Origin of the sequence: Rhizobium sp. RHZ01 (genome assembly GCF_014851595.1) — a bacterium.
Taxonomy (GTDB): Bacteria; Pseudomonadota; Alphaproteobacteria; order Rhizobiales; family Rhizobiaceae; genus Rhizobium; species Rhizobium altiplani.
In genome coordinates this window covers 105249-111465 of the sequence record NZ_JACUZZ010000025.1, presented here as the reverse complement: position 1 = coordinate 111465, position 6217 = coordinate 105249, and the positions used below count along the sequence as shown (strand labels likewise).

8 protein-coding genes are annotated in these 6217 nt (G+C 63.4%); 3 read left to right on the top strand and 5 right to left on the bottom strand.

The window, feature by feature from the left end; all coding sequences use genetic code 11:
- The first annotated feature begins 198 nt into the window (after positions 1–198).
- Positions 199–834: a LysE family translocator gene (locus tag IB248_RS23380; RefSeq protein WP_169682573.1), complete on the top strand. Its 636-nt coding sequence runs from the start codon at positions 199–201 to the stop codon at positions 832–834.
- A 1-nt stretch (position 835) separates the two neighbouring features.
- On the opposite strand, the gene IB248_RS23375 is transcribed toward IB248_RS23380, so the two are convergent.
- Genes IB248_RS23375 through IB248_RS23365 form a run of 3 tightly spaced genes read right to left on the bottom strand, consistent with a single transcriptional unit; the run spans position 836 to position 2201 of the window.
- A complete protein-coding gene (locus IB248_RS23375) occupies positions 836–1387 on the bottom strand; it encodes a DUF4865 family protein (RefSeq protein ID WP_169682575.1) in 552 nt (183 codons plus the stop codon).
- Positions 1384–1785: a cupin domain-containing protein gene (locus IB248_RS23370; RefSeq protein ID WP_169682578.1), complete on the bottom strand. Its 402-nt coding sequence runs from the start codon at positions 1783–1785 to the stop codon at positions 1384–1386. Before IB248_RS23370 ends, IB248_RS23375 begins: the two co-directional genes overlap by 4 nt.
- On the bottom strand, positions 1782–2201 hold the full coding sequence (locus tag IB248_RS23365) for a tautomerase family protein (RefSeq protein WP_018858905.1): 420 nt from the start codon (positions 2199–2201) through the stop codon (positions 1782–1784). Before IB248_RS23365 ends, IB248_RS23370 begins: the two co-directional genes overlap by 4 nt.
- Before the next feature lie 108 nt (positions 2202–2309).
- On the opposite strand from IB248_RS23365, the gene IB248_RS23360 reads away from it, so the two are divergent.
- Positions 2310–3239 carry a LysR substrate-binding domain-containing protein gene (locus IB248_RS23360; protein ID WP_018858904.1) on the top strand — a complete coding sequence of 310 codons (930 nt, stop codon included), beginning with the start codon at positions 2310–2312 and terminating at the stop codon, positions 3237–3239.
- On the opposite strand, the gene IB248_RS23355 is transcribed toward IB248_RS23360, so the two are convergent.
- On the bottom strand, positions 3230–4174 hold the full coding sequence (locus IB248_RS23355; RefSeq protein ID WP_112646239.1) for a GlxA family transcriptional regulator: 945 nt from the start codon (positions 4172–4174) through the stop codon (positions 3230–3232). The two genes, IB248_RS23360 and IB248_RS23355, sit on opposite strands and share 10 nt — an antisense overlap.
- Positions 4175–4293: 119 nt before the next feature.
- Between IB248_RS23355 and IB248_RS23350 the strand changes: the two genes are divergently transcribed.
- Positions 4294–5091 carry an SDR family oxidoreductase gene (locus IB248_RS23350; protein WP_192241705.1) on the top strand — a complete coding sequence of 266 codons (798 nt, stop codon included), beginning with the start codon at positions 4294–4296 and terminating at the stop codon, positions 5089–5091.
- A gap of 34 nt (positions 5092–5125) precedes the next feature.
- On the opposite strand, the gene IB248_RS23345 is transcribed toward IB248_RS23350, so the two are convergent.
- Positions 5126–6100 carry a threonine/serine dehydratase gene (locus IB248_RS23345; RefSeq protein ID WP_018858901.1) on the bottom strand — a complete coding sequence of 325 codons (975 nt, stop codon included), beginning with the start codon at positions 6098–6100 and terminating at the stop codon, positions 5126–5128.
- Positions 6101–6217: the final 117 nt, after the last annotated feature.

Genomic DNA, 6217 nt, shown 5'->3' with positions numbered 1-6217 from the left:
GATGGGCTGACCAACTTGGAATGCCCAGGCTCGTCTAACCTCAATCTCTCGAACCGCCTGGTGCGGACCCGCATGCCGGGTGGTGTGGCAGGGGTGCGATCACATCGAGCGCCCCCTATGCCGATTTCAGTCAGCCCACGCCCCTTGTGTATGGCCGATGCACGTGCAAGTTTCCCCTGCAGAGATCGGGAGGGCACCATGCAGACAGTCACACTTCTTGCGTTCGCAGTCGTTTCCTTCGTGGGTATTGCCACGCCGGGGCCGACCGTACTCCTGGCAATGACCAACGGCTCCCGCTACGGTGTCAGGCGTGCCGCTGCCGGCATGGTTGGAGCGGTGCTCTCGGATTTTGTCCTGATCGGCGCCGTTGCGATCGGTCTCGGGGCACTGCTCGCGGCTTCCGAATTCTGGTTCTCGGCCCTGAAGTACGTTGGGGCAGCCTATCTGGCGTTTCTCGGGATCATGATGCTCTGGTCGAAAGGCACGATCGATGCGGCGTTGAGGCAGGGGGCGGCGGATGCGGGCGGGACGCCGGTTTCGATCGCGTTGAAGAGCTTCATGGTCGCAGTCACCAATCCGAAGGGCTACCTCTTCTTTTCGGCCTTCCTACCGCAGTTCATCGATCCGACCGGCCTGCAGGCAACGCAGTATGGCGTGCTGGCACTGGTGTTCGCCTCCCTCGATTTCATCATCATGCTGGCCTATGCCGTGTTCGGCGTGCAGGCCGTCCGATTCCTCACGACGAACGGCGCGTTGTGGCTTGAGCGCGCCTGCGGCTGCGCGCTGTTGGCGTTGGCCGGTTCGCTTGCGCTCTATCGTCGGGCGGCGGCCTGATTTAGGGCAGTGATACGTGTCCGACACGATAGATCTGGCCTGAACCTGCAATGAGCGGCGCCGATCGGCGCAAGCTGAAGCGCACCAGCGTCCAGTTGGTCGGCTCGAAGGCCGAAACCGAGGCCAGGACGTCGGCCTGTCGTGCTTCTCGTTGCGCCTGCCTGACCTCCACGTCTCTGATCTCGGCGAGCGCGGAATAGGGCTCGATGGCGACTATCTCTGTGGTAACGAATTTTGCCTCTGCAATCGCGGAGGCGGTTTCCGCGTGCCATGCGATCCAGGTCTTCACGCGAGGCCAGCCGAAGGACTGCATCAGTCCCTCGAAGCCGGTGCCGGTAAGAAAGTCGCTGGCGCGCTCCGGCTGCTGCCAGAGATAGAAGGGCGCATAGAGGTTTTCGCGGGATCCGAACTCGCCTCTGCGGGCACTGAGGTAGGCCTTGAAGCCGAGACCGGGAAATCCGTCCAGCATCGGTCCCTTGTCGCGGATGCGCCGGTCGATGATCGACATGTCGTAATCGGCCGGAAGGGTGAAGCTGTACTGCATCGCCATCATGAGAGGATCTCCACCGGCTCAAGCCAGTCGACGTTGCGGCCGGCTTCGGTTGCCTGAATACTGAGATAGCTGAACGGGCTGTCGTGTCCGGCGCCGTGCCAATGCTTCTCGCCGGCGGCGAACCAGACAGCATCTCCGACCAGCAATTCGTCGACTGCCCCACCTTCGCGTTGCGCCAGACCCTTGCCTGATAGAACATAGAGCAGCTGCCCGCGCGGATGCCTGTGCCAGCGTGTGATCGTGCCCGGATCGAGCGTCGCCCGCATCGCCGTGTTCTCGCCGTCGGCTGTTCCTTCCAGCAGCATCTCCACCCAGAAGGGTGCGGTGGCAATATCAACGGGCGAGCGGACGGCATTGCCCGGACGCTGGATCGTCATACGTTCAGGGTTGCCCATCATGCCGCACTCCCGAAGGCGCGGGCTTCCCAGCCGGGTTCGCTCATCTGCGCCTTTCCGTCGCCGAACGACCATTCATCCGGTGATGTGGTGGTGACGACGATCATGATGTCTTCCGGCCGGATTCCCGGCGATTGTCCGAGAAGCTCGGTGGCCCGCTTGAAAAAGGCCTGGCGGGTCTCGGTCGAGCGCGGCTTTCCGGCGGTGATGGCGAAAAGCACGAAGTCGTCGGAACGCGGTCCGGCAAGATAGTTGCGGTCGAAGATCAGTTCGCCCGGTTCATGCTGGTGGATGATCTGGAAACGATCGGCGGGCGGCACGTTGAACGTCTCGACCATGGCGCGATGAATGCTGTCCGCAACAGCGCGCAAATACTCCGGCGACTTGCCGCGCAGTAGAGAGATACGAACAAAAGGCATGGCGAGTTCCTTTGAGTGAATTCTTGACAGGAGAAGCATCGCACGCCACGATAATGCTGAAAATCAGAATTGTTTGAACATACGATTCACAAAAACGGGACGAAAGTGATGCGACGGACGATCTTCGATCTCGATGTTCTCAGAACCTTTGCGACCGGAATGGAGCTCGGCAACTTCGCGCGAGCGGCTGACCGGCTCGGCCGCTCGACCTCGGCGGTCAGCGCTCAGTTGAAGAAGCTCGAGGAGCAGGCGGGCACGCCGATCTTCCGCAAGGCGGGGCGCGGCCTTGCGCTCACCGATGCCGGCGAGACGATGCTGGCCTATGCGCGGCGGCTGCTGGAACTCAACGACGAAGCGGCTGCAGCGGTAAAGAGCATCGAGCTCGAAGGCTGGGTGAGGCTCGGATTGCAGGAGGATTTCGGCGAGGTCTTGTTGCCCGACGTGCTCGGCCGTTTTGCGCGCGCGCATCCGAAGGTCCGCATCGAGGCGCGCGTGGTGCGCAATGTCGAATTGATCGAGCGCGTCACATCAGGAAAGCTCGATCTGGCACTCGCGTGGAGCGATGGCACGCTGACGCCGCATTGCGAGCAGATCGCCGAAGTCCCGATGCGTTGGATCGGGCCGGCGGAAGCAGCTGTTGACTGGAGCCTCGGCGGCGGCGAGCCGATGCCGCTCGCCTCGCTGGAAGCCCCGTGCCTGTTGCGCTCCGCGGCGACCAAGGCGCTCGACGCGGCGGGCATTCCGTGGCGGCTTGCCTTCGTCAGTCCGAGCCTCGGCGGATTGTGGGCGGCGACGGCCGCTGGGCTCGGCATTACCATCCGCACACCGATCGGGCTGCCGCGAAAGGTCAAGCCGCTTGTTGCAGACGCAGCCGGCTTGCCGGAGCTTTCCTCGCTCGGTCTCGTCCTGCATCGCGCCGAGGCGGAGCCTGGGCCGGCGACGGCGCGGCTTGCGTCCATCATGTTGCAATCGGTGCGGGAGGCCGTCGCTGATGTCGTGCCGCAGGCGGTCCGCCCGGCGGCGAGAGCCTATGCCTGATATTCGCGCTGCGCGTTGCGGCGGATCGCTTGCGGTGGCTGGCCGAAAGCGCGCAGGAATGCGCGTCGCATCCTCTCACGATCCGCGAAGCCTGTCTCCGTGGCAACGACGTCGATCGGATGCCGGCCCTGTTCCATCATCAGCCGGGCCGCCTCGAGGCGCAGGTTCTCCACCGCTTTTGCGGGCGATTGCCCTGTCTCGGCGCGGAAGGTCCGACTGAACTGGCGGGGGCTGAGCGCCGCTGCTTCTGCCAGTTCTTCGACGGATAGCGTGTTCTTCAGGTTGCTGCGCGCATGGGCCAGCGCCTTCTGGATCCTGTCCGATTTGGGTTCCAGTTCCAACAGCGCGGAAAACTGCGACTGGCCACCGGCCCGGCGGTGGTAGACGACGAGCTTGCGGGCAACGGCGCGGGCGATGTCGGCGCCGTGATCCTTCTCAACCATGGCAAGTGCCAGATCGACCCCGGCTGTCATGCCCGCCGAGCTCCAGACAGAGCCGTCGATGATGAAGATGCGATCCTCCTCGAGCCTGACCTTGGGGTAGCGCGATTGCAGCTCTCGAGCGAGCAGCCAATGCGTCGTGGAGCGCCGGCCGTCCAGCACACCCGCGTCGGCAAGCAGAAATGCACCGGTGCAGATCGAGGCGACGCGGCGGGAGGCGGCAAGCGCGTTGCGGATGAATTCGCCTTCTCCTGGGGTCGGCAGCTTGATGCCGACGGCGCCCGACACCAGCAGCGTATCGAAAGCGGGATCGTCGAACCGCGTCGTCTCCATCGTGACACCGAAGGAGCCGCGCACCGGCCCACCGGTCTCGGAGAGATAGGCGATGTCGTAGACCTGTTCGCCGAGTTCGAGGTTGGTGAACTCGAAGGCGGAGATGGCGGCGAGGCTCATCATCTGAAAGCCGGGAAAGAGCAGGACGGCAATGCGCTGCATGGTTCGAAACTCCGTTTGTCCTAAAAGGTTGTTTATATGACATTCAAGACATTGGCAATCAGGCGTAAGACTCTCCTCAGGCCAACAGCAGGCGCTGTTGCCCAACACGGAGAACGACAATGACCGAGCAGCACAAAGGAACCGCACTCGTTACGGGCGCATCATCGGGGATCGGCGCCATCTACGCCCACCGGCTCGCAAAGCGGGGCTACGATCTCATTCTAGTCGCGCGCAATGCCGAGCGCCTTTCCGAGCTTGCGACCAAGTTGACCCGGGAGACGGGCAGGACGGTTGAAACGGTGCCTGCTGATCTCGGCAACAAGGCTGATCTGGCGCGTGTCGAGGCGGTGTTGAAGAACGACCGCAGCATCACCCTTCTGGTCAACAATGCCGGCGTCGGCGGCACCGCGCCGCTGCTGGCCTCCGATGTCGACAAGATGCAGGCGATGGTCGATCTCAACGTTACAGCGCTGATGCGGCTGACCTACGCAGCCGTGCCCGGTTTCACGGCCCGCGGCGGCGGCTCGATCATCAACATTGCGTCGATCGTGGCGATCGCGCCTGAAGTTCTGAATGGGGTCTATGGGGCAAGCAAAGCGTTCGTTCTTGCTTTCAGCCAATCGCTGAAGCACGAGCTGGCGGATAAGAATATCCGCGTTCAGGCGGTGCTGCCGGGGGCGACGGCGACCGAATTCTGGGGCATTGCCGGTACGCCGGTCGAACACCTGCCGACCGAGATCGTCATGCAGGCGGAAGACATGGTGGATGCGTCTCTTTCCGGCTTTGACCAAGGTGAATTCGCGACGATCCCGGCGCTCGAGGATGCCGGATTGCTGAAGGCCTACGAGGATGCACGCCAGGCGCTGATGCCGAACCTGTCACGGTCGGCACCCGCGACGCGCTACAAGGCTGCGTAGCGTAAGAGACGGGGTGGGCAGGCTTGTTCTGCCTCTACCCGTGCCGGGCCAGTGCGCCGGCGAAGATATCGGCGTCGACGTTGCCTCCCGAGGTGACGACGACGACGTTGTCTTCCTCCATCTCATCGCCGTGGAACAGCGCTGCGGCAAGGGCGACCGCGCCGCCCGGTTCGACGACAATCTTCAGCCGCACAAAGGCTATCACCATGGCGCGAAGCGCCTCCTCGTCTGTCACGACGATACCGGGGCCGGCAAGGCGCTGCAGGATCGGGAAGGTGATATTGCCGGGCTGTGGGGTAATGATCGCATCGCAGATGGAGCCGGTCATCGCCGCGTTGCGCTCGATCTTGCCTGAGGCCAGCGACCGTGTCGTATCGTCGAAGCCTTCAGGCTCGCAGGGACGCACGCGGAACGCAGGCGCGCTAGCCTCGAGCGCAAGCGCGATCCCCGACGTCAGGCCGCCGCCGCCGCAGGGCACCAGCACCTCGGCAGCCTTGATGCCTTCCTCTTCCGCCTGTTCGGCGATCTCGAGACCCGTCGTGCCCTGGCCGGCGATCACCTGGGGCTCGTCGAACGGCTTGATCAGGGTCAGCTTGCGTTCGCCCGAAAGCTTGGCGCCGATGGCGTCGCGATCCTGTGTGGCGCGGTCGTAGAGCACGACTTCGGCGCCGAGGGCGCGGGTGTTGGCAATCTTCAGTTTCGGGGCGTCCGACGGCATGATGATCACCGAAGGCACGCCATGAAGCTTGGCGGCGAGCGCCACACCCTGCGAGTGATTGCCTGACGAGAAAGCGATGACACCGTGCGCGCGTACGGCCGAATCGAGTGCGGAAACGGCGGACCAGCCTCCGCGGAATTTGAAGGAGCCGGTATGTTGGAGGCACTCGGCCTTCACGAACACCCGCCGTCCGGCAAGCTCGTCGATGAAGGGAGAGGAGAGAAGGGGCGTGCGGCGCGCATGTCCGCGCAGACGGGCGCGGGCGGCAACGATCATTTCAATGCTGGTCATAGAGACTCTTTCGAATGACGGTACGCCCGTGCATAAGGCTACACGTGATGCTTGTGAACGACGACTTTGTCACCGTGACACGAAAAGCGCCATACTACGCGCCAGCATCAACGGCGA